Origin of the sequence: Streptomyces sp. NBC_01446, from assembly GCF_026340095.1 — a bacterium.
GTDB lineage: Bacteria > Actinomycetota > Actinomycetes > Streptomycetales > Streptomycetaceae > Streptomyces > Streptomyces aureus.
Map to the genome: position 1 here is coordinate 1,017,945 of NZ_JAPEPO010000002.1, position 22,208 is coordinate 1,040,152.

General features: G+C 71.0%; 22 protein-coding genes. 13 read left to right on the forward strand and 9 right to left on the reverse strand.

Going from position 1 to position 22,208, the window contains the following annotated elements:
- Positions 1-74 precede the first annotated feature (74 nt).
- On the reverse strand, positions 75-1,049 hold the full coding sequence (locus OG456_RS42375; protein ID WP_266570402.1) for a 5-dehydro-4-deoxyglucarate dehydratase: 975 nt from the start codon (positions 1,047-1,049) through the stop codon (positions 75-77).
- Between the two features lie 114 nt (positions 1,050-1,163).
- On the opposite strand from OG456_RS42375, the gene OG456_RS42380 reads away from it, so the two are divergent.
- Positions 1,164-1,946 (forward strand): IclR family transcriptional regulator, encoded by a 783-nt coding sequence (locus tag OG456_RS42380; RefSeq protein ID WP_266570403.1) that lies wholly within the window; start codon positions 1,164-1,166, stop codon positions 1,944-1,946.
- A gap of 42 nt (positions 1,947-1,988) precedes the next feature.
- Here the strand turns inward: OG456_RS42380 and OG456_RS42385 are convergent, their stop codons facing one another.
- Entirely contained in the window at positions 1,989-2,864 is an 876-nt protein-coding gene (locus OG456_RS42385) for a LysR substrate-binding domain-containing protein (RefSeq protein WP_266570404.1), read from the reverse strand.
- Between the two features lie 206 nt (positions 2,865-3,070).
- Here OG456_RS42385 and OG456_RS42390 point away from each other — a divergent pair, with 206 nt between their 5' ends.
- From OG456_RS42390 to rox, 5 genes are all read left to right on the forward strand, one after another.
- The gene (locus OG456_RS42390) at positions 3,071-4,252 is read left to right on the forward strand and encodes a mandelate racemase/muconate lactonizing enzyme family protein (RefSeq protein ID WP_266570405.1); all 1,182 of its coding nucleotides are present in this window, start codon (positions 3,071-3,073) and stop codon (positions 4,250-4,252) included.
- Positions 4,253-4,453: 201 nt separating this feature from the next.
- Positions 4,454-5,386, forward strand: coding sequence for a 5-dehydro-4-deoxyglucarate dehydratase (gene kdgD / locus OG456_RS42395; RefSeq protein WP_266570406.1), 933 nt, complete (start codon positions 4,454-4,456; stop codon positions 5,384-5,386).
- Positions 5,387-5,437: 51 nt separating this feature from the next.
- Positions 5,438-5,617 (forward strand): hypothetical protein, encoded by a 180-nt coding sequence (locus OG456_RS42400; protein ID WP_266570407.1) that lies wholly within the window; start codon positions 5,438-5,440, stop codon positions 5,615-5,617.
- A gap of 213 nt (positions 5,618-5,830) precedes the next feature.
- Positions 5,831-6,331, forward strand: a complete 501-nt coding sequence (locus tag OG456_RS42405; RefSeq protein ID WP_116513102.1) for a hypothetical protein — start codon at positions 5,831-5,833, stop codon at positions 6,329-6,331.
- A gap of 571 nt (positions 6,332-6,902) precedes the next feature.
- The gene (gene rox / locus OG456_RS42410; protein WP_266570408.1) at positions 6,903-8,330 is read left to right on the forward strand and encodes a rifampin monooxygenase; all 1,428 of its coding nucleotides are present in this window, start codon (positions 6,903-6,905) and stop codon (positions 8,328-8,330) included.
- Between the two features lie 81 nt (positions 8,331-8,411).
- On the opposite strand, the gene OG456_RS42415 is transcribed toward rox, so the two are convergent.
- Both OG456_RS42415 and OG456_RS42420 read right to left on the reverse strand, forming a co-directional pair.
- Positions 8,412-8,822: an SgcJ/EcaC family oxidoreductase gene (locus OG456_RS42415; RefSeq protein WP_266570409.1), complete on the reverse strand. Its 411-nt coding sequence runs from the start codon at positions 8,820-8,822 to the stop codon at positions 8,412-8,414.
- An 81-nt stretch (positions 8,823-8,903) separates the two neighbouring features.
- On the reverse strand, positions 8,904-9,389 hold the full coding sequence (locus tag OG456_RS42420) for a hypothetical protein (RefSeq protein ID WP_266570410.1): 486 nt from the start codon (positions 9,387-9,389) through the stop codon (positions 8,904-8,906).
- Positions 9,390-9,577: 188 nt separating this feature from the next.
- On the opposite strand from OG456_RS42420, the gene OG456_RS42425 reads away from it, so the two are divergent.
- Entirely contained in the window at positions 9,578-10,432 is an 855-nt protein-coding gene (locus OG456_RS42425) for a helix-turn-helix transcriptional regulator (protein WP_266570411.1), read from the forward strand.
- Here the strand turns inward: OG456_RS42425 and OG456_RS42430 are convergent.
- Together OG456_RS42430 and OG456_RS42435 are read right to left on the reverse strand one after the other, a co-directional pair.
- Entirely contained in the window at positions 10,420-11,046 is a 627-nt protein-coding gene (locus tag OG456_RS42430) for a hypothetical protein (protein ID WP_266570412.1), read from the reverse strand. The genes OG456_RS42425 and OG456_RS42430 overlap by 13 nt on opposite strands.
- A 107-nt stretch (positions 11,047-11,153) precedes the next feature.
- Positions 11,154-12,047 carry a helix-turn-helix domain-containing protein gene (locus OG456_RS42435; RefSeq protein WP_266570413.1) on the reverse strand — a complete coding sequence of 298 codons (894 nt, stop codon included), beginning with the start codon at positions 12,045-12,047 and terminating at the stop codon, positions 11,154-11,156.
- Between the two features lie 35 nt (positions 12,048-12,082).
- Here OG456_RS42435 and OG456_RS42440 point away from each other — a divergent pair, with 35 nt between their 5' ends.
- A complete protein-coding gene (locus tag OG456_RS42440) occupies positions 12,083-12,877 on the forward strand; it encodes a phytanoyl-CoA dioxygenase family protein (RefSeq protein ID WP_266570414.1) in 795 nt (264 codons plus the stop codon).
- Positions 12,878-13,070: 193 nt separating this feature from the next.
- The gene (locus tag OG456_RS42445; RefSeq protein WP_266570415.1) at positions 13,071-14,261 is read left to right on the forward strand and encodes an amidohydrolase family protein; all 1,191 of its coding nucleotides are present in this window, start codon (positions 13,071-13,073) and stop codon (positions 14,259-14,261) included.
- Here OG456_RS42445 and OG456_RS42450 read toward each other — a convergent pair.
- Positions 14,245-16,338, reverse strand: a complete 2,094-nt coding sequence (locus tag OG456_RS42450) for an acyltransferase family protein (RefSeq protein ID WP_266570416.1) — start codon at positions 16,336-16,338, stop codon at positions 14,245-14,247. The genes OG456_RS42445 and OG456_RS42450 overlap by 17 nt on opposite strands.
- Positions 16,339-16,595: 257 nt before the next feature.
- Between OG456_RS42450 and OG456_RS42455 the strand changes: the two genes are divergently transcribed.
- Entirely contained in the window at positions 16,596-17,132 is a 537-nt protein-coding gene (locus OG456_RS42455; RefSeq protein WP_266570417.1) for an RNA polymerase sigma factor, read from the forward strand.
- Positions 17,133-17,147: 15 nt separating this feature from the next.
- On the opposite strand, the gene OG456_RS42460 is transcribed toward OG456_RS42455, so the two are convergent.
- Positions 17,148-18,203, reverse strand: a complete 1,056-nt coding sequence (locus OG456_RS42460) for a CdaR family transcriptional regulator (RefSeq protein ID WP_266570418.1) — start codon at positions 18,201-18,203, stop codon at positions 17,148-17,150.
- 80 nt (positions 18,204-18,283) lie between these two features.
- A complete protein-coding gene (locus OG456_RS42465) occupies positions 18,284-19,066 on the reverse strand; it encodes a TetR/AcrR family transcriptional regulator (protein WP_266570419.1) in 783 nt (260 codons plus the stop codon).
- A gap of 61 nt (positions 19,067-19,127) precedes the next feature.
- Here OG456_RS42465 and OG456_RS42470 point away from each other — a divergent pair, with 61 nt between their 5' ends.
- The 3 genes from OG456_RS42470 (at position 19,128) to OG456_RS42480 (ending at position 22,180) form a co-directional block, all read left to right on the forward strand.
- Complete coding sequence (locus OG456_RS42470) at positions 19,128-20,552, forward strand: hypothetical protein (RefSeq protein WP_266570420.1); 1,425 nt, start codon at positions 19,128-19,130, stop codon at positions 20,550-20,552.
- 95 nt (positions 20,553-20,647) lie between these two features.
- The gene (locus OG456_RS42475; RefSeq protein WP_266570421.1) at positions 20,648-21,067 is read left to right on the forward strand and encodes a hypothetical protein; all 420 of its coding nucleotides are present in this window, start codon (positions 20,648-20,650) and stop codon (positions 21,065-21,067) included.
- Between the two features lie 18 nt (positions 21,068-21,085).
- On the forward strand, positions 21,086-22,180 hold the full coding sequence (locus OG456_RS42480) for a DUF6183 family protein (protein WP_266570422.1): 1,095 nt from the start codon (positions 21,086-21,088) through the stop codon (positions 22,178-22,180).
- Positions 22,181-22,208: the final 28 nt, after the last annotated feature.

Sequence of the window (22,208 nt, forward strand, 5' to 3'; positions counted from 1 at the left end):
CGGATCGCGGGTCGGGCGGGTATGAAAGCTGAGCGCGGCGAAGCGGTGGGGCTTCGACTACGCGTGTCCGGCGGTCAGTTGACGCGCCGCACGGCTCCGACCAGGTTCAGCCCGGCGTCCAGCACCTTCTCGAGATCCGCGAGGTCGGCGGGCGACGGGTCGGTGAGCGGGGCACGAACAGGGCCGACCGGGAGGCCGCGCAGCCGGGCCGCGGCCTTGACGAGGGAGACGGCGTAGCCGGGCACGCGGTCGCGCAGTTCCACCAAGGGAACGTAGAAGTCGCGCAGGAGCTTGTTCACCGCCTCGTCGTCACCCGCCCGCAGCGCGGTGAAGAAGGCCTTCGCGATTTCGGGCGCGAACGCGTGAACCGCGGAGGAGTAGGCGGGCACGCCGACGGTGGCGTAGGCGCGGGCCTGCATCTCGGCGGTGGCGGCGCCGTTGAAGAAGAGGAAGCCGTCGGGTGCGGCGAGTGTCAGGCGCTGGAGCCGGTCCAGGTCGGAGTGCCCGTCCTTCAGGCCGACGACGGTGGGGATCCCGGCGATCCGGCGCAGGGCGTCCGCGCCGAAAGTGACCTGGTCGCGCTGGTACGCGATCAGCGGCAGCCGGGTGCCCGCGGCGATCCGCCGCAGCTGTTCCACCAGGCCGTCCTGTGGAGCGCCGACCAGGTAGTGCGGCAGCACGAGCAGCGCGTCCGCGCCTTCCTCCTGCGCGATCCGGGCGAACCGCAGCGCCTGCGACCAGCCGTAGCCGATGCCGGCGACCACCGGGAGCCGCCCGTCGGCGACCTCGACCGTGACCCTGACGACCGCCCGGTACTCCTCCTCGTCCAGCGAGAAGAACTCCCCCGTTCCGCAGGCGGGGAAGACCATGCCCGGCGCGTTGGCCAACTGGGCGGTCAGATAGGTCCGGTAGGCGTCCAGGTCGAGGCTGCCGTCGTCCCGAAGGCTCGTGAGCGGGAAGGACAGCACCCCCTTCGTCATCCCGTCACGCAGCTTCTGCGCGACATCCTCGGGTTGCATGCCGACCTCGTTCATAGATCTGATCCCCATATGCAGATGGCGTCCATGTATGAGAATGGAGGCTAAGTCGGTGAACCGGTCGGGTCAATGGGTGAAGCCCCGCCGATTTACGATGACCGGCATCGGGAAGCAGGGGGAACGCGCGTGACATCAGGGGTCCGTGGGGTGAAGTCGGCGTTGCGCACGGTCGCGCTACTGGAACTTCTCGCGGCGAGGGGCGACCGGCCCGCACGCCTGGACGAACTCGCCGAGGAGCTGGACGTGCCGCGCAGCAGCATGTACCAACTGCTGCGGACCCTCGTCGAGAGCGGCTGGGTGCGTACGGACACCACCGGTTCGCTGTACGGAATCGGAATCCGCACCCTTCTCACGGGCACGAGCTACCTCGACAGCGACCCACGTGTGCGTGTCGTGCGCCCGTATCTCGACGAGGCGTCGGACGCGCTCGGCGAGACGATCCACCTGGCGCGGCTCGACGGTCCGCACGTCGTCTATCTCGCGACCCGCGAGTCCCACGAGTACCTGCGCACCATCAGCCGTGTCGGCCGCCGGGTCCCCGCACACGCCGGCGCCCTCGGAAAAGCGTTGCTCGCCGAGCGTTCGGACAGCGAACTACCGCTCGCCGAGGGCCCGTTGGCCGCCCTGACGGAGAACACCCACACCGACCGCGACGCGTTGCTCACCGACCTGAGGGGCGTCCGCGAACGGGGCTACTCCATCGACCGCGAGGAGACGGTGACCGGCATCGCGGGCTTCGGCTTCGCCCTGCGGTACGACGCTCCGGCGGTCGACGCCATCAGCTGCTCGGTTCCGGTCGCCCGCCTCACCGGGGAGCGCCAGGAACGCGTCGTCGCCGTCATGCGGGATGTACAGACGAGGATCGAGGCGCTGCTGTCGCCCCGCTCGGGGGCGCCCGACTGGCGGTGAGTGCGAGCGGGGGCGTACTGGATCGGTTGCCCCCGGCCTCCGTCACAGGTGGCGGAGCAGGGCCTCCAACGCCGGATTGTCGTTGTTCCTGCGCCACACCAGATTCAGCTCGACCGGCTTGGGTTCCCTCAGGGACAGCGGCTTGTAGGTGATCCCGCCGAACCTCATCTGCGCCGCGGCCTCCGGGACCAGGGCGATGCCCCAGCCCGCGTTCACCATCGCCAGAATGCTGTGCACCTGGCTGAGGTACTGGGTGAAGACGGGTGTGACCTGGGCGGCGCGGAAGATGCTGACGAGCAGCTCGTGGAAGTAGCGGGCCTCGACCGGCGAGTACATCAGGACCTCCTCCCCGTCGAAGTCCTCCACGCGCAGGTCGCCCTCGCGCGCGGCGAGCGGATGGCCCGTGGGCAGCGCGGCGAGCAGACCCTCCCTGACCGCGGGCCGGGTCTCCAGGTCGGGCCCGGTGTTCGCGGGGCGGATCATGCCCAGGTCGAGGGAGCCTTCGGTGATGGCCTCCAGCTGGTCGCGGGTGACCAGTTCACGCAGTACCACCTCCACGCGGGGCATGGCCGAGCGGGCCACTTCGAGCAGCGTGCCGAGGGCCGAGTTCGCGCTGGCCGCCGTGAACCCGATGGCGATGGCTCCGGCCTCGCCGGCCGACACCTGCCGTACGGCGAGGGCCGCGTGCTCGGACTGGCGCAGGATGTGGCGCGCCTCGTTGAGGAACGTGCGGCCCGCCGGGGTGAGCCGGACGGAGCGGTTGGTGCGTTCGAGGAGCTGTACGCCAAGGTCGTGCTCCAGGAGCTGGATCTGCCGGCTCAGCGGGGGCTGAGTCATCCGGAGGCGCTCCGCGGCGCGGGTGAAGTGCAGTTCCTCGGCCACGGCCACGAAGCTCACGAGCTGTGCCAGCGTGAACAATGATTCTCTCCGGGTATCAGCGCATGCAAAATTGGTCTTGGACGTGGATCAATCGCCGACTCTAGCTTCAAGGGGAGTCAACGCCTCCGTCGGCCGCACGGCCGACAGCAGCCCGCGCCGACAGCAGCCGCCCCCACCCGCCGACTCGGCAGGGCGCGCGCAGCATGCCGGCCGGTCGCATCCGCCTCACACCCCAGGGACACGAAGTGGTGACGAAGACCCACACGACCACCAACGCAGCGCACGTCGCAGGCGAGGCGACGCTCGACAGGATCTCCTGGATCAAGCTCTCCTCGGTCACCCTGCCACTGGCCACGCCGATCAGCGACGCCAAGGTCCTCACCGGGCGCCAGAAGCCCATGACCGAAGTGGCGTTCCTCTTCGTGGAACTGGAGACCGAGCAGGGGCACGAGGGCATCGGCTTCAGCTACTCCAAGCGAGCCGGCGGCCCCGGCCAGTTCGCCCACGCCAGGGAGATCGCCGACAACCTGCTCGGCGAGGACCCCAGCGACATCGGCAAGATCTGGACGAAGCTGGCCTGGTCCGGCGCCTCGGTGGGCCGCAGCGGTCTGGCCACGCAGGCCATCGCCGCGTACGACGTGGCCCTGTGGGACCTCAAGGCCAAGCGCGCGGGCCTGCCCCTGGCCAAACTCCTGGGTGCCCACCGCGACTCCGTACGCTGCTACAACACCTCCGGCGGCTTCCTGCACACCCCGACCGAGCAGGTGCTCGACAACGCCTCCGCCTCCCTGGCGAGCGGTATCGGCGGCATCAAGATCAAGGTCGGCAACCCCGACCGCAAGCAGGACCTCCGCCGCCTGACCACCGTCCGCGAGCACATCGGCGACGGCGCCCCGCTCATGGTCGACGCGAACCAGCAGTGGGACCGGCCGACCGCTCAGCGGATGGGCCGGGCCATGGAGGAGTTCGACCTCGTCTGGATCGAGGAGCCGCTCGACGCCTACGACGCCCAGGGGCACGCCGCGCTCGCCGCGTCGCTCGACACCCCCATCGCCACCGGTGAGATGCTCGCCAGCGTCGCCGAGCACTACGAGCTGATCCGCCACAACGCGGCGGACATCATCCAGCCCGACGCGCCCCGGATCGGCGGCATCACGCAGTTCCTCAAGCTGGCCGCGCTGGCCGAACACCACAACCTCCAGCTCGCACCGCACTTCGCGATGGAGATCCACCTCCACCTCGCGGCCGCCTACCCGATCGAGCCGTGGGTGGAGCACTTCGACTGGCTGGAGCCGCTGTTCAACGAGCGCCTCACCATCAGCGACGGCCGCATGCACGTCCCGTCCCGACCCGGCCTCGGCATCACCCTCACCGACCAGGCCCGCGCCTGGACCCAGGCGACCCACGAGGCCGGCAAGCGCCACTGACGCCTCATCACGCAACACCTTTTCCCGTCCGCGCCTCCTTTATGGAGGCGCGGACGAGCCATGCCCGCACCTTCCACGCGTCATACCGACCCGGTATCGCCGGATGCGAAATCAGTGTTGGACCGGCATGAGTCGTTGCTCGTAGCGTCGTCACCAGGGGCACCCATCACGCCTCACCCCGACTCCAGGAGCAGAACGCACATGACGTCGTCCTACACCCCGTCAGAACTCGGCCGGCGCATCGGATCCGGCCTCCTGTCCTTCCCCGTCACCCACTTCACGGCCGACGAACTCTCCTTCGACGAGAGCGCCTACCGCGACAGCATTACGCGCCTGGGCGAGTACGAGGTGGGCGGTCTGTTCGCCGCGGGCGGCACCGGCGAGTTCTTCTCCCTGACGGGCTCCGAGGTCGAACGCGTCGTCGCCGCGGCCGTGCAGAGCGCCCCCGAGGGAATGCCCGTCCTGGCCCCGGCCGGTTACGGCACACGCACGGCCGTCGAGTACGCGCAGGCCGCGGAACGCGCGGGCGCCGACGGCATCCTGCTCTTCCCTCCGTACCTCACCGAGGCCGGACAGGAGGGCCTGGCCGACCATGTGGAGGCCGTGTGCCGCGCCACGTCGCTCGGCGTCATCGTCTACAGCCGCGCCAACGCCGTCTACACCGCGCCCACGCTCGCCCGGATCGCCGACCGCTGCCCCAACCTCATCGGCTACAAGGACGGCGTCGGAGACATCGACGCCATGACGCGGATCCACACCCGCCTCGGCGAGCGCCTCACCTACATCGGGGGCCTGCCCACCGCGGAGATGTTCGCCCTCCCCTACCTCGAACTCGGCGTCACCACCTACTCGTCGGCCATCTTCAACTTCCTGCCCGAGTTCGCCCTCGAGTTCTACGGCGCCGTCCGCGAGCGCAAGCACGACAGCGTCATCAAGCTCCTCGACGACTTCGTCCTGCCGTACACCGAGATCCGCAACCGGCGGCCCGGCTACGCGGTGAGCATCGTGAAGGCGGGGATGACGGCGGTCGGCCACAGCGCGGGGCCGGTGCGCCCGCCCCTGACCGACCTGACGCAGGACGAACTGGCCGAGCTGGCCGCGCTCATCAACGGCCTTAACCCGCAGACGTCCTGACGCTCCATCGGAGCACCGGCCACCGGATCATCGAGCCGGCCGGTTCACAGCTTGAACACCGCTCCGCGCCACGTCCACCCCGCGCGCCACCAGGGCCTGCGAGACGGCTGCCGCCTTCAGTTCCGCCTCGAAGAAGCCGACGGCGGCCGGGCCGCGCAGGCCGCCGCCCATCCGGGCAGCGCCGAGTCGACACCCAGCACCACGACGAGCGCTGACCGGATCCCGGCCTGAGTACGGATACAGGGGCCCCTGCACGCAGGCGCGATTTTGCCGTCATTTTTGCATCCGACCGCACAACCATTTCATGAATGCCATTCGCGCGACCACGCAAAGAAGAATTCGAAGAATGGTGGAACTGGCGGGCCGCGAGTGCAGTCTTATCCGGTGACCAGAAGCCCGCAGGATTCACTGCGGCACCGAATGACGGGGAAGGTTCCACCGACCATGCACGCTCGCACCCGCACCGCTCTCTTCGCCTCCGCCGCTATCGCGGCCACGCTCTCCCTCACCGCGATCACCCCGGCCCTGGCCGGCACGTCCGCCCACACCACGGCCGTCGCCGCCGCCCCGGCACCGTCCCAGGGCGACCCGCGCAGCACCACCAACCGCGTCGCCGATTTCTACGGCGCGTACATCGACTCGATCTGGGACAACGAGGACCCGGCCGCCGGCGCCAACGCCAAGGCGCTGCGCTCCTTCTACCTGTCGGCGGCGGCGCAGAAGAAGGTCGCCGCGTTCGAGGCGAAGGAGCACGCCGACGGGATCCTGTTCGCGCAGAACGTGCCCGTGAAGTGGAAGGTCGACTACACGGGCTCCGGCGCGGGCCACGCGACCTCGCTCGTCACGCTCACCTGGAGCGACGGCGCCAACCCCGAGGTCACCAAGATCAAGGTCCAGTCGGACCTCCAGACCCGCAAGATCACCGACCTGGCGGCCGTCAACTAGCCCGCACCGCACACCGATGGCCCGTATCGGAGACGTCCGGTACGGGCCACGCGCGCATCCCCCTTTCACAGGGGCATTCAAAAGCACGGAGGTCGGCCGCAATCGCCGGGACGCGTTTTACTTTTCAGCTTCGACTGTATTCGTGTCCTCGAAATTCGGTCCGCCCCGAGGATCTCAGCAGATGCGAGCAATTCAGTACTGCTCGGCTACGCGCGGACGGCCCGGAGCGCTCTGACCAAGTCAACCGGCTTGCGTCGTAATGACGTTGTGGATGCGGGGACTGATGCCGTGGTCGCCGTAGAGGCCTGACCGACCTCGACCGCGCAGCAGACGACTAAGGGCAAGGAGAGTGTCCGCTCCCTTGCCCTCTTCAACATATAGCGCACAGGGGGCCTTGCGGCAAGGCCCCGGTCCTGGCGCAGAATGGCCGGCCTGGGCCAGGACCTGCGGAAATCAGGGATTCGCGAAGTGCTTACACCTCTGTCGACGCGCGGTCATGCGTGATCGTGTGCGCGTCGTCGGACTTCGCGGCGCGGCCCGCCGTCATTCAACTCGTCACGTAGGGGATTTCATGATCGACGTCATCGTTGTCGGCAGCGGACCGACCGGCTTGATGCTGGCCGGTGAGCTGCGGCTGCACGGTGTGAACGTGGTCGTGCTGGAGAAGCTGACCGAGCCGACCAAGGAGTCCCGCGGACAGGGCCTGCACGCGCGCAGCGTGGAGGTGATGGACCAGCGCGGCCTGCTGGACCGGTTCCTCGCGGTCAGCGAGAAGTTCAGCGCCGGCGGTCTCTACGGCGGCATCGTCAAGCCGTGGCCGGCCCGGTTGGACACCGCCCACCCGTTCGGCGTCACCGCCTCGCAGCCCGTCACCGAGCGGCTGCTCAACGAGCGAGCGCTCGAACTCGGGGCCGAGATCCGGCGCGGGTGCGAGGTGGCCGGGGTGAGCCAGGACGAAGACGAGGTGACCGTCGAGCTGACCGACGGCGCGCAGCTGCGCGCGCGCTACCTGGTCGGGTGCGACGGCGGCCGCAGCGTGGTGCGCAAGCAGCTCGGCGTCGGCTTCCCCGGCGAGCCCGCCACGATCGAGACGCTGCTGGGCGAGATGGGCGCGACCGAGGATCCGGAGACGATCACCGCCGTCGTCGAGGAAGTCCGCAAGACCCAACTGCGGTTCGGCGTCATCCCTCAGGGCGACGGGATGTACCGCATCGTCGTGCCCGCCGCGGACGTGGCCGAGGACCGTGCGACAGCGCCGACCCTCGATGACTTCAAGGAGCGACTGCGGGCGATCGCCGGGACCGACTTCGGCGCGCACTCGCCGCGCTGGCTGTCCCGGTTCGGCGACGCCACCCGGCAGGCCGAGCGCTACCGTGTCGGACGGGTGTTCCTGGCCGGCGACGCGGCGCACATCCACCCCCCGACCGGCGGACAGGGGCTCAACCTCGGTGTCCAGGACGCCTTCAACCTCGGCTGGAAGCTGGCGGCCGCGGTCAACGGCTGGGCGCCGGAAGGGCTGTTGGACAGCTACCACACCGAACGACACCCGGTGGGCGCCCGCGTGCTGGACAACACCCGTGCGCAGATAACCCTGTTGGGGACCGATCCAGGTGCGACCGCACTGCGGGAGCTGTTCTCGAAGCTGATGGACTTCGAGGAGGTGAACCGGTACGTGACCGAGATCATCACCGCGGTCGGGGTCCGCTACGACTTCGGCGAGGGCCACGAGCTGCTCGGCCGTCGGATGCGGGACGTCGAGCTGAAGCAGGGGCGTCTCTACGAGCTGATGCACGACGGACGCGGGCTGCTCCTCGACCCGACAGGCAGCCTCACGGTGGCGGGCTGGGCGAACCGGGTCGACCACGTCGTCGACGTCAGCGACCAACTGGACGTTCCCGCGGTACTACTGCGGCCGGACGGTCACGTGACGTGGGTCGGTGAGGACCAGCAGGATCTGCGCAACCACTTGTCCAAGTGGTTTGGTTCTGCTGTTAGTTGAGTGCGCCGGGCCCAGCGGGGCAGGGGCCTGATCAGGGGACAGGAGTCCGCGTGAACCGGCCCCCGCTCCACGGCTCGTGGCCTACGCGTCGCTGCCCGAGGTGTCGGGGAACGAGTGGTGCTCGTGCGCCACGGTCCAGCGTCCCTCTTGCTTGCGCAGCCCGAGCGTCAGGCGCAGGCGGTTCTCCGGCTGCGCGGCCAGGTCGTCCGGGGTTCCGCAGTGCAGCAGGGCATGGGCGTAGGCGACATCGTCGCCGGCGGTGACGTCGAGGGACACGAGGTCGAACACCGCCCCTTGCGCCTGCCACTCGAAGAACGGCGGCCACGTCTCGCGGTAGGCGTCGAGGCCGCGTACGCCGTCGTGGGGCGGCGGTACGTCGAACATCACGATGTCGTCGGCGTGGTCGGCCACGACGCCCTTCATGTCGCCCGCGTGCACCGCCGCGGCCCATCGCTCGACCAGGGCCCGAATCTGCAGCTCGTCGTCCGTCATGGCCGGCTCACCGTCCTTTCGACGCGCGGCGCGCGTCTCAGTCGCCCCGTCTCCCCGACCCGTTCGTCTCTCCCCCCACGCTCATACGCTAGCTCCGTTCGCATGTGCCCGGGCCCTGCGCTCCGTGACGAACCCGGCCGTCACGACCAGTACGCCGGCGGTTACACCGAACGCGGCGGTGAGGCCGTTCAGCCACGCGTAGGCATTGCTGCTGGGGTACGTGGTTCCGTCGTCCAGCACGCAGTCGAAGCGCAGCGGCACGTAGGAAGTCCGGTGCCCGACCAGGTGCTGGAGGGTGCTGTCGTCGACGTCGGCGTCACGGCACGAGGGCGCCGGAGACGAGGAGGCGCCGCTCTCCGACTCGTGCGCGGACAGCTGCACCGCGCCGAGGCCGAGCACGTACAGGCCGACTGCCGCTGCCGCAGCCATCGCGGCACACCACCGCAGCAGATCTCGTGACCAGTCCGCCCGGCGGCCGGGAAGGGCGACGGACACGAACTTGACGACCACCGCGACGACCCAGACGGGGATCGCGAGCAGAGCGGGCAGTGCCAGAAAGACGAACACGAGCCAGGCACCCTTCACAGGCGTTCGGCGCGGGCGAGTTCATGGAGCGGAGCTCGGCCGCCTTGACCGGAGTAGACCTTCGAAGGCCTCAACAGGTTGTGGTCCCGCCTGATCTTCACGGGTTCGCGCTCACCGGGTGGGACTCCCAGTACCAGGTAGATCCGCGCCGGGCGGTGCACAGTGGAGTCATGGCGACCACGGAGTTCGGGCACACGGTGCGGCGCTGGCGCGACCGGGTCTCGCCGGAGGCGGCCGGGCTGCCCGTCGGCGGTGGCCGACGCGCGCCCGGGCTGCGCCGCGAGGAGCTCGCCATGCTGGCCGGTATCTCCGTCGACTACGTCACCCGCCTCGAACAGGGCCGCGCGACCAACCCCTCGGAACAGGTCGTGGAGGCGCTGGGCCGGGCGCTGCGCGTGTCCGCGGGCGAGCGCGAGCACCTGTTCCACCTGGCCGGGCTCGTACCGCCGGGGCAGGGCACGGTGCCCGCCTTCATCACGCCGAGCGTCCAGCGGATGCTGGACCGGCTGACCGGGACGCCCGTCGCGGTCTCCGACGCCACCTGGACGCTGCTGCTGGCCAATCCCCTGTACACGGCCTTGATGGGTGAGCGGCACGGCGACGAACGCAACGCGGTGTGGCGCAACTTCCTCGGCCCGGCCGGCCGCGTCCGTCACACGCGGGAGTCACTGCGCGCGCTAGAGACCGCGCAGGTCTCGGACCTGCGTGCGGCGGCGAGCCGCTATCCGCAGGACCAGCGGCTGCGGCGGCTGATCGCGGAACTGCGCGCGAACAGTGACCGCTTCGCCGAGCTGTGGGATTCCGGAGCCGTCGGAAAGGCGGAGGCGTCGCGCAAGACCATCGATCATCCCGAGGTGGGCGCCCTGACGCTGGACTGCGACATCCTCGACGTCGCGGGCAGCGGCCTGCGCATCATCATCTACACGGCCGAGCCCGGCACCCAGGACGCCGAGCGCCTCGCGCTCCTCGGCGTCATCGGCACCCAGACACTCGCCGGACAGCAGTCCCGCGCTCAGTGGCCGTAGGGCGGCTCGAAGCAGCCGGTCTCCATGTACGGGCCATTGACCTTGACCCCGTAGTTCGTCTCCTGCACGAACGCCGTGACGCACGCGTCGGCACGGACGCGCAGGCCGACCTGTGCGCCGTCGGGCGTGACGTAGTGGTCGGTCTCGTAGCGCGCGTCCATCCCCCGTACGCCGAGCGTCCCGCCGGCCCGCTCGCCCGTGTCGCCGCTCCCCTCCTCCGCGTACCCGAGCTTGAGCAGCGCAGCGCGGACGCTCTCGGGGTCCCACTCCTTCTGTCCCCAGAGCCGCTTGAGCACGGGCTCGATGCGGGCGGCTTCCCGCCGTGCGGCCTTCTCACCGGCGGGCGACATGGGGCCCGTGCGGCGGTAGGCGTTGTTGTCGCCGATGTGCGGAGCACCGTCGACGACTCCGGGCTCCACGTAAGCGGAAGCGGGGGGAGACGTGATGGTGGGAGAAGGCGAGGGAGGCCGGCTCGAACGCGCGGGTGAGGTCGGCAGTCCGGCCGCCGTGTCCGCGGCGCGCTCCTCGCCGCAACCGGTCAGCGCCACAGCGGCGCTCAGCAGGAGTACCAGCGCGGCGCAGCGTCCGCGCCGCGGCGTCGTCAAGGTCAGCATGGGCAGGACTCTTCCATCAACTCTGCCATCGCCGGGCAGGCAGTGAGGCCCGCCGAATCATGTTGTCCGCCAAAGCGTGACACCGAGTCCGTGCCGTGGGCCCGCCCTCACCCGGCGGCGGACCGGTATGCCTTCGGCGGGGTTCCGTACCTGCCGCGGAAGGCGTGGCTGAAGTGGAAGGGCCCCGCGAAACCCGAGGCCGCGGCCACCTGGGCCACGGTGAGTTCGGTACTCGTCAGCAGGCACGCCGCATGGCGCAGCCGCGCCTCCCGCAGGGCCCGCATCGGCGTGGAACCGGTCTCCTTCGCGAAGAGGTGGGCGAACCGCGAGGGTGACAGGGCCACCGCCGCGGCAAGGGAGTCGACGGTGTGCGCGGCTGCCGGGTCGGCGTCGATCAGGGCCTGGGCGCGGCGCACGCGCGCGTCGCCGGGGCCGGTGCCGCCGGACGGGGAGGTGGCGAGCAGCAGGGCGCGTTCGACGGAGCCCAGGGCCAGTGCGACGGCGTCAGGTCCCGTCGCCACCGAGGCCGGTGCGGCGCGGCGCGTGGCACTCACCGGGCGGGGCGGAGCGCCCGTGCCGGTCCAGCGGCTGTCGGCGTGGGCCTGCCGCAGCGCCGCGGCGACGCCGGTACGCGCTCCGGGGTGGAGGTCGGGCATCACATGGCAGCCGCTGCCGAGGTCGTACGGGCGCAGGCGCTGCTCCCAGCCGGGGCGCAGCAGGAAGTGGGCCCACCACAGCCCCCAGTGCGCGGCGTCCGGCGCTGTCCGGTAGGTGTGATGTACGCCCGGCGCGAGCAGCACCAGGCTCCCGGGGCCGGCAGTCGTCTCGACGCCGCCCTGGCGGACGTGACCGGCACCGGACTCCGTCCACAGCAGGAGCCAGCTCGGGGCGCCGGCCGTCCTGCGGACCGCGTAGTCGGGCTGCCCGTCGTGGCGGCCGACGATCAGGACGCCCGGCGGCGGCGCAGCAGTTTCACGAAGGTCTGTGGCGGACACGCGCATACCCTGGCACACCAGGACGGTTCTACGGTCGTCGCATGAACACAGTCGACATCCCGGCCTTCCGGGCCTCGGGCTACGCGATCGCCCGTCGGCTCCTGTCACGCGATGAAGTGGCCGCGCTCAGTGCCGGTTTCATGGAATACCCGCAACGGGGCGCAGTTCCAGGGCACTTCCAGCCGTCGGCGCAGGATCCCGATGGCCCACACGATCCGCTACGCGAGTACCCGCGCATCATGCACCCGCACCTGATCGACGACACCGCCATGCGTTACCTGCTCGACCCGAGGATCACCGCGACCGTGGCCGAGCTGATCGACGAGGAGCCGATAGCAGCGCAGAGCATGCTGTACTTCAAGCCGCCCGGCGCGCGCGGGCAGGCGCTGCACCAGGACAACTTCTATCTGCGGGTCGAGCCGGGCACCTGTGTCGCGGCCTGGGTGGCGCTCGACCACGTGGACCGCGACAACGGGGGGCTCGAAGTCGTGCCGGGCACCCATCTCATGGACCTCTTCTGTCCCGAGGAGGCCGACCCGGACACGTATTTCACGAGGGAATACGTGCCGCCGCCGGCCGGTCTCGCCCGCGTGCCCGTCGACATGGAGCCGGGCGATGTCCTCTTCTTCAACGGCAGCCTGGTCCACGGCTCCGAGCCGAACACGACCACGGACCGGTTCCGCCGCAGCTTCGTGTGCCACTACGCCCCGCGTTCGGCCCGCCGCATCGCCCGCCACTACCGCACGTTCACGCTGGAGGGCCAGGAGGTCTTCCTGGCCGAGGCGGAGGGGGGCGGCCCCTGCGGTACGGAGTTCCCGGTCACGTCGCCGCACTAGGTCCCCCGGTCAGCTCACCTCACGGGCGACGGGGCACGCCTCGTATGGCATCGGGCGGCGTGCCGCCGGAGGCCGGGCGTGGTGAGCTGGCCCCGGGACAGGCCGCCGACAGGGCGGCGGGGGGACCTGGCCCATTGGCCGGCGCGTAGGCGTACCCGACGCGCCGCTCACACGCCCGCGCCGGAGGACCGCCATGCTGGCTCTTCGCATCGCACGGGTCTTCGACGGCCGTGCTGTCGTCGAGGGCGCCGGGGTCGTCTTCGTGGACGGTGGGCGGATCGCCGGGGTCGAGGCGGCCGGGTTCGGGATCCCGCCGGGCGTCGAGGTCCTCGACCGTCCGTCGGGCACACTCCTTCCCGGCCTCGTCGACGCGCACGTCCATCTCGTCGGCGACGGCGAACCGGGCGGGTTGGAGCGGCTCGGCGAGGTGTCCCAGGACGACCTGTTCGGCACGATCGAGCAGTCCCTGCGGACCCAGCTGGCCGCCGGTGTCACTACGGTGCGCGACCTCGGGGACGTGGCGTGGTCGGTCCTGGACTGGCGCGCGCGTCGTCCCCGTACCGGCCTGCCCACCGTGGTGGCGTCGGGGCCGCCCGTCACGAGCCGGGGCGGTCCCTGCCGGCACATGGGTGGTGAGGCGTCCGGGAGTGACGAACTGCGCGCCGCCGTCCAGGAGCGGGCCGAGCGCGGCGCCGACGTGGTGAAGATCATGGCCGGGGGCGGCACGCTCACCCCTGGATCCTCTGTCGACCAGGGCCAGTTCACGGCCGAGGAACTCGCGTTAGTCGTCCGGCAGGCACACGCCGCGGGACTTCCCGTCACCGCTCACGCGCACGCCCTGGTGTCGATCCGGGACGCGATCGCCGCCGGCGTCGACGGCATCGAGCACTGCACGTCCCTGACCGCCGACAGCGTGCACGTGCCCGAGGAGGCCATCGCGGCACTGGCCGCCCAGGGCATCGTGGTGTGCCCGACGCTCGGCCGTGCGCCGGGGGCCGTGCCTGCGCCGCACCTCATCGAACGCATGCGTAAGGCGGGCCTGGGCTACGACGCGTTGCGCCGGCGGGTCGTCCGCGCGCATCTGGCGGGCGTCACGATCGTCTCCGGGACGGACGGAGGCATCGGCCCGGGCACACCGCACGGCAGCCTGCCCCGGGCCGTCATGGACCTGGTGTCGGGCGGCATGGCCGCGGCCGGCGCCCTCGCCACCGCGACGTCGGTGGCGGCGAGGGCCTGCGGTCTGGGTGACCGCAAAGGGCGCGTCCGGACCGGGTACGACGCCGACCTCGTCGTCGTCGACGGCGACCCGTTCACCGACATGGCAGCCCTGACCCGCCTCGACGTGACTGTCCTGGGCGGACAGGTGCTCAGTCGCCGCTCCTGACCCCCAACGCCCGTCCCAGGACCGGCGCCAGAGCTTCGGCGTAGCCCTCGGCCATATGGCTTTCGTCCCGGTAGACGAAGGTGTCGTACACCGCGACGGGACAGTCGCCGTGCGTGGTGCACAGCCAGGGCTGCGGGTCGATCACGGTGACGCCGGTCGAACGTGCCGCTGCCTTCGTGGCGTTCCTGCGGGTCACGTCGTGCAGCGCCTCGGGCACGCGGACCGAGCAGTCCCGCAGGTGCAGCGGGTGGATGGCAGCGCAGTCGAGCACGTCCTCGCGGGGCCAGGGTGTGTCGAGGAGCGCGACGACCCGCGCGCCGGACGGCGCGAGCCGGCGGAACGTCCGGACATAGCCGTCGGTCCATCCCGCGAGCGGGTCGCGCATCGTCGTCGCCGGGGTGCCCGCGTCGGAGGAGGACACGAGCACGAGGGAGGGACGGAGCTTCTCGATCCGCGCGAGCGCGTCGGCGCGCCAGCGGTCACATGTCGCGTAGGGACGGTGGGCGTTGAGCGTGGTGACCGTCGCCGCCTTGCAGGAGGCCTTGGTCATCGATATCAGCTTCCAATGGTGCTGTACGGCAAGGACGTTGAGCGCCGGGTACCACTGGGCCGCGTGGGAGTCGCCGAAGAGGACGACGACGTGCTTCGAGGACCTGTCTCCGTACACGCACATGGGCGTGCTCGTGCTGGCGTAGTTCTGGTGGCACCCGTCCCGGTACACGGCCGACCGTACGTCCGTGATCCCCGTCAATGGCGGCGTGAGGTTGTCCGGCAGGCGGATACCGGTCGTGCCGAGGGCCTGTGTGAGGCGCGCGCCGGGGTCGGGGGCGGAGGCGAGTGCGTCCTTGAGTACGGGGGCGGGCTCGCCGGAGCTGATCGACGGCGGGAAGGCGGCCGCGACCAGCGCGGTGGAGGCGGTGACGGCGCTCAGGGCGAGGCCGAGCCGCAGCCCTCGGCCTGGGCGGCCGCGCAGGGCCCGGTGGAAGCGCACCGGGTTCTCCACCAGACGCAGGGTCAGCCAGGCCGGGAGCAGCGCGGCCACCCCGAGGGCGAGCTCCAGGTGTGTGCCGGCGGGCCGGTCCAGCGCCTTCGGCCCGATGACCAGGAACGGCCAGTGCCACAGGTACCAGCTGTACGACACGCCGCCGAGCCAGGTCACCGGCCGTGCGGTGAGCATCCGGCGCGCTCCCGGCCACGCGGACGAGGCGCCGCCGACGATGACGAGGGCGGCGCCGATGACCGGTACCGCCGCGGCCGTTCCCGGGAAGGGCGTGTCGGCGTCGAAGCGCAGCGCGGCGGCTATCACGCAGGCGAGACCGGCCCACGTCATCGCCACGGCCACGCCGGCCGGCAGGCGCGGAGGCCGGAGCAGGGCGAGCGCGACCAGCGCTCCGGCGCCCAGCTCCCAGGCGCGGGTGTGCGATCCGAAGTAGGCCCAAGGCGCGGACCGCCCGGTCACGTAGACGCTCAGCCCGAACGACACCACGCACAGCGCCACCAGGGGTATCGCCAGGAGCGCGCGGCGCCGCCGGGACAGCCGCCACCCGAGAAGCAGGAGCAGCGGCCACAGCAGATAGAACTGCTCCTCGACGGCCAGCGACCAGAAGTGCTGGAACGGGGACGGAGGGCTGCCTTCCGCGAGGTAGTCGGTGCCTGTGGCCGCGAGGCGGAAGTTGACGGCGTACAGGGCGCTGGCGAACGCGTCGCTCATGTACTCGGCGAAGCGGACCTTCGACAGGAACAGCCACGATCCGGCGAGGGTCACCAGGACGACGAGGGCCGAGGCGGGGAGCAGGCGCAGCGCCCTGCGGGCGTAGAACGCACGGATCGATACGCGGTCCGTGGAGGACAGTTCGCGCAGGAGCGAGGACGTGATGAGGAAGCCCGAGATCACGAAGAAGACGTCGACCCCGACGTAGCCGCCGCTGAACCGGGTGACCCCGGCGTGGCCCAGGACGACCAGCGTGACGGCGAGGGCCCGGAGCCCCTGGATGTCCGGGCGCTGCGCAGGGCCGGAGTGTGTCGCCCCGGGCGGGGGTGAGGTCCGCCCGGAGCCGGTCGCCGGCTTCTGTTCCACCGTCCCCGTCGACCGCGCGGCGGGATCGGTTGCTGTGTGTGCGGTGTTCGTTCTTGCGCGATTTCCGGCGTATGGAGTCCTGGTCACGTCTGGGACTGTCCGGTCGGCCCCTCGTGTTGCGGCCACGCATCTTTCTTTTTGAGCGCTCAACTAGGTGTTCACCGTCAGGGCGCCTCCGCGTGGTTCGGTGTTGCGCCGGCGCCCGGCACCATGGCCTGGCTCACGCAACAGCTGCCGCGAAACGGAGACATCCGGTCATGGAGGACTCACTGCGCGCCCGGATCAGGGCGGGCGACGCCGACGCCTTCGCGGAGCTCTTCGACGACACCTCTCCCGAGGTGCACCGCATGGCCCTGCGGGCGACGGGCGACTGGGCGCAGGCCGAGGACGTCGTCTCACTGACCTTCCTGGAGATATGGCGGCTCCGGCAGACGGTGCGCCGCGAGGACGCCCCGCTGCGGCCCTTCGTCCTGGGCGTCGGCCTGAACGTCCTGCGCAACCAGTCCCGCTCGGCCCGCCGTCACCGTGCGGCCCTGGCCAGGCTGCCCGCCTGCGAGAACCAGCCGGATTTCGCGGACGAGGTGGTCGACCGCATCGCGGACGCCGAGCAGGTCGCCGCCGCCCGCACGGCGCTGGGCGGGCTGAACCGTGCCGAACGCGATGTCGTCCTGCTGTGCGGCTGGTCGGAGCTCAACTCCGAGGCCGCCGCCGAGATTCTGGGCGTGGCACCGGGCACGGTCCGCTCGCGCCTGTCGCGGGCGAGGGCGCGGCTGCGGGCGTCCGTCGACGCGTAGCCCGCGAAGGACGGTTCAGAGGGCGACGGAGGGCCAGTCGAGGAGGCGCGCTCCGATCACCGCGGTCTGCAGCGTGTAGCGGTGGACCGGGTCGGACGGGTCGGCGCCGGTCAGGTGGTGGATACGTTCCAGCCGGTACGTGAGGGCGCGCACGCTCAGCGACAGCCGGCGCGCCGCCTCGGCGCCGACGCAGCCCGCCTCGAAGTAGGCGGTGAGTGTGTCGAGGAGGGGCTGCGCTCCCCCGCGGGCGTCGCGCATCGGGCCCAGCACGCTGCGCACGAGGTCGGCCATCGCCTGGCGGTCGCGGGTGAGGACCGGGTAGACGAGGAGGTCGGCGGCCCGCAGGACGGGGGCGTCGAGTTCCAGCCGTTCGGCGAGGTTCAGGGCGTTGAGCGCCTCCTCGTACGACTGGACGACGCCACCGGCGCCCGGCTGCGGGCGCCCGATCGCCACCTGGCACCCGTCGGCGGCGGCGAAGGCCTGCTTGGCGAAGAACGCGAGGACCTCGTCCTGGTCGCCCGGGGCGACACAGACGAGACGGCCGTCCTTGGTGGTCAGCAGAATGCTGCGGTCTCCGAAGCGGCCGATGAGCGCGCGCTCCACCTCGCGGAGAACCGCGTCTCCTTCGTCGTACGCGACGGTTCCCTGCGCGACGGCCACCGCGTGCTCGAACGACAGGCGCAACCCGAAGTGTTCGGCGCGCTGGGCGAGCAGGCCGAGGTCACTGCGCCCGTACAGCAGGTCGTCGATGAATTCCCGGCGTGCGGCCTCCTCCTGGCGTACGGCGAGGCGCTGCGCCCTTTCGTACCCCTCGGCGAACGCGTCGACGGCCTGCGCGACGGCGGCGAGCACGCTGTCGGGCGACCCGGTGGCCGGCCAGTGCGAGCGCGTCGCGTCCAGGTGTGCGCCGACCAGGGCGCGCAGACCGTGGCCCGCCTCGGCGGCGCGCTCGCCCACGGCGCGGCGGGAATCGAGTTCGTCGCGCGTCGGACGCCGTCCGGTGGCGGCGGCCGCGGCGAGGAGGCGGACGTAACCGTCGAGAGATGCGTCGGGTATGCCCTGGTCCGCCACGTTCGCCCCTGGAATCTTGATGAGTCGTTGTCGCCTTTTTAGCGCAGGTCCGGGGGTGTTGGGCCAGGGGGGTCCGAGGGTTACTGCTTCGGTGAGGGTGATGTGCTGCCAGACCCCTGACACCCCTCCGGGTTCGGCAGACGCGCCTCGATGCCGTCGAGCAGGAACGTCAGGCTGAGGGTGAACTGTTCGTCCATATCGGGCCCGGACGGTTCCTCCATCCATCGCGCCAGCAGTTCGTGCCCGCCCTGTTCCGCCACTCCCCTGACCGCGTTGACCGCCGCGGCCAGCCGCTCCGGGGTGTCGATTCCCAGCCAGCGGCGCATGGCGTGCTCCTCGGCCTCCTGCTGCGCGCCGCCGAAGACATGGCGGTCGAGCAGAGCGGCGTACGCGACGGCCTCGCCCAGTGCGGCGCCGCGCCCGACGAGCACCCGGAGCTGGAACTCGGTGCGGCGCAGCATGTGGGGACCCAGTGGGGGGCGGGTCGGGACGAGCTGCGCGAACCACAGGTGTCTCTTCGCCATGGCCCAGCTCTCCGTGGCGATCCCCCGCAGGTCGGCGCGCCAGTCGGGGCCCGGCTCCGCGGGCACGGGAACCTCCGCGGTGGCGGCGTCGAGCATCAGGTCGACGAGTCCGTCCTTGCTCATCACGTGGCGGTACAGCGCCATCGGTGTGTACGGCCCGAGGCGTCGGGCGACCGCGGCCATGGTCAGGGCCTCCGCTCCGCCCTCGTCGGCGACGGCCGTCGCGGCCCGCACGATGTCGTCCCGCTCCAGCGGACTCTGCCGGCGCTTCGGCGGCTCCGTACGGGTCCAGATCAAGGGCGTACCGAAGTCCCCGGCCGCTGTCCGCTCGTCCTTCATGGTTGTAGTTTATGTCATCAGCTAGAGTTTATGGCATAAACGTAAGCGTGAGGAGAGCGTCATGGACCCAACCGCCGCACCCGCCGGGATCCGGCTCGGCATCGTCCGGGGGATCAGCTACGGCATGTTCGGCAAGCCGGATCCCTTCGTCCCGCAGATCCGGGCACTGGGCGGTGCGCTGGTGCGTGTCTACGTCTACTGGGGACAGGTCGAGCCGGAACCCGGCCGCTACGACTGGACCGTGGTGGACGCGATCCTCGACCAGCTGGACCCCGCCGACGAGGCGTGGGTCACGGTCTGTTCGAGCTCGCCCTGGGCCACGCGGAACCCTTCGGCGTTCCTGCCGTCGTCTCCGGCACGTGACACCGCGCAGTACGCGCGCTTCGTGAGCCACCTGGTGACCCGCTGCAGGGGCCGTATCGACTACTGGCAGTGCAACAACGAGCCGAGCAATACGGGCCTCCTCTGGGACGGCACCGCGCCCGAGTACGTCGAGCAGCTGACGGCCTTCACGCGCGCGGTGCGTGAGGCCGACCCCGGCGCGCGGATCGTCCTCGGCGGCTGCGGCTACGACGTGCTGTCGAGCCCGCCCGGAAGCGAGGAGCGCGCCTTCTTCGACCACGTGGTGGAGCACGGCCGCGACGCGTTCGACCTCTTCTCCGTGCACCTGTACGGCGACCCGCACGACATCCCGGAACACGTGGAGTCCGTGCGCGCGATGATGCGCCGGCACGGCTACGAACGGCCTGTGGTGGCTGGCGAGTACAACGGGCCGACCTTGTTCGAGTTCCCCGAGGCCCAGGCCGTCTTCCAGCAGGAGATGATGGCGGCGTTCATGTCCCCCGCCACCGGTGCACAGGCGGAGCCGCCGGACCGCAGTACCATGCGGGCGCTGTACGCCCGGGAGGCCGAACTCCCGGACTCGCTGCGGATGTTCCTCGAGGACTGCCCGCCGGAACTCGCCGCGCGCAGGGACCGGATCAATTGCCGCCAGGTCGTGACCCGCAACGTTCTCGCCCTGGCCACCGGCGTGACCCGCACCGTGTGCTGGAACCTCGCGCCCGAGATCCCCGGCTACCGCGACCGGCTGAACATGATGGGATTCCTGTTCGGCAAGCTCGCCCTGCTCGACTACGACGGACCGGAGTTGGCCGTACACCACCCTTCGGCCGACGCGTTCGCCCGCCTGGCCGGACATCTGGACGGCGCCGACGGCGTGCGCCGCCTCGCAGCCGGGGTACGTCCGGATCTGTACGTCTACGAGGTGTCTCGGCCCGGGCGCGGCCCCCTGGAGGTCGTGTGGACGGCGGGGGACGTGTTCACCGGTGAGGACGAGCCGCCCACGCGGATCGAACGTCCCTGGCCGCATGCGGAGGCGCACGCCGTGGACGCGTTCGGGGTCGCCGTGCCGGTGACGCGTGACGGGTCGCTGGTCCGCTTCCCCGTGTCCGTGACCCCCGTGTTCCTGTCCGCCGGGCCGACATAGCCGGTGGACGGTCCGTCAGGCGCGGCCCGCGGCCTTGTGACTCCCGCGGGACCACCGCACGGAAGCCGCCGGCTCAGGCATGCGAAGATCGCCCGATGACGACTCGAGGCAGCGGCGGCCCCACCGAGTACGTACGCTTCCAGGCGGTCACGCCGAACGAGCGGGGACACTTCACGGGCGTGTTCGGTCTGGTCAACCGGCTCGGCCGCGCGGGCAGGCTCAGCGAGGAGCAGGAACTCTTCCGGCGCGAGAACAACGCCTGGTACGACCTCGCGTACCCGGACCCCTCGAACACGGACCCGACGGTCTACGACCCGGCGGTCAACCCCACCGCCACCGCCTGGTTCAAGCCGACGGCGACGCACCTCATAGAGCGCGTCGACGGCTACCTGGAAATCCTCGCCGCACACGGAGTCGAATGCCGCATGGTCCGGTCCACCGACCCGGGCCACGTCATCTACGAGGACGACGTCCAGGTCGTCGTGACCCGCCGCGAACCCCGCCCCGTAGGGTGACCGACCGTGGAGGACGCAATGGATGATCTCGTCCCGCTCGACTGGGATCAGGTCGAGGCGCGCGCGGCACGCGGTGACACCTCGTCTCTGCGGGAGTTGGGCGCGCGGCTCGCCGACCGGCGCGACGCCGCCGCCGAGCAGGCGCGGGAGTACGGACGCCACCTGGCCCATGTCGTACGCGTACTTGCTCTCACCCGCGGACGTGACAGCCTCACGCAGTTGCTCCGGCTCCTCGACGAGCAGGCGTCGACCGGCCTCCACCCGCGCTTCGTCGCATCGCTCCTCGCCGAGCACCAGGAGCCCGCCGACCTGGCGGCCATCGTGTTCGACCGTCCCCGCACGGACCGCCTCGAGGAGCTGCGGGGCTGTCTCTTCCACGAGTTGATCCTTCGCGGCGTGGACATCGACGACTTCCGGCCGCTGCGCACCTGGACGATCGTCCGGCCGGGCTGGTCCGCCCTCGCGTGGCTGCCGGATCAGCTCCGCGACATGGAGACCGCCGTCGACTTCCCCAGCCGCTCACTGCGCGGGTCCGCCAGAGGTGGCGGGTCGGGCCTGCCCGCCGAGGGCCGGATGGATCCGCCCACACCACGCTCGTCCCGGCGTTCCGCCCTTCAGGACGTCGCCACCACGGCCGTGCACACGAGCATCGTCGCCGCCCCGGAGGCCGGGGAGTGGGGTGACCACGGGGCGTGGGTCTTCCGCCTCGACGAGGCCATCTCGCCGGAGCAGGTACCGGCTCTTCTCCCGACCCTTCCCATGCCCTGCGTCGACGGGCTCGGCCCCACGGCCCGCTTCGAGATCGCGGCCCGCCCGGTGGACGAGATCTGGCGGCTGCTCTTCGCCACGGCGTCGATGGGCGGCATGTACGGCGAGGGCGTACACGGCGCCTACGGACGACTCTGGGCCTGGCGTTCGCTGGCGGGCCTCAGCGGGACCGCCGAGGGCGCGAGCGCCGAGGACGTCGAGCGCCACGTGAGCCAGAGCACGTGGTTCCACTTCGAGGCCGACGCGGAGTGGTTCCACAACGACGCCTGCGCCGACTACGGCATCGCCGCGCTCTCGCCCGACCGTCGCCGGCTCGCCGTCCTCGCCGCCACGGACACCGACTGACCGGGCACCAGGGCATGACGCCGGGCGC